This window comes from Pseudomonas sp. HY2-MNA-CIBAN-0224 (assembly GCF_040310285.1).
Taxonomy (GTDB): Bacteria; Pseudomonadota; Gammaproteobacteria; order Pseudomonadales; family Pseudomonadaceae; genus Aquipseudomonas; species Aquipseudomonas helleri.
Map to the genome: position 1 here is coordinate 1 of NZ_JBEOPQ010000238.1, position 374 is coordinate 374.

General features: G+C 52.1%; 1 protein-coding gene. It reads left to right on the forward strand.

All coding sequences use genetic code 11. The annotated features are described in order from the left end of the window. Positions 1-3: 3 nt before the first annotated feature. A partial coding sequence (locus AAEZ03_RS26205; protein WP_350582672.1) for a SulP family inorganic anion transporter occupies positions 4-374 on the forward strand: 371 nt, incomplete at its 3' end.

Consider the following 374-nt stretch of genomic DNA (forward strand, 5'->3'; position numbering starts at 1 on the left):
CTTATGACATCTTTTTTTGATAGCTTACGTGACGAGTGGTTTTCCAATGTTCGCGGTGACGTTTTATCAGGTTTGGTGGTCGCACTGGCCCTGATTCCAGAAGCCATTGCTTTTTCTATTATCGCAGGCGTCGACCCAAAAGTCGGTTTGTATGCCTCATTCTGTATCGCCGTGGTGATTAGTTTCGTCGGCGGTCGTCCCGGTATGATTTCGGCAGCGACAGGGGCGATGGCGCTAGTGATGGTGGATTTGGTGGCCGATCATGGCCTGCAATACCTGCTGGCCGCTACTTTACTGTGCGGCGCGATTCAGGTCGTCATGGGTATTCTTAAGCTCGGCAATCTGATGCGCTTTGTCTCGCGCTCGGTGGTCAT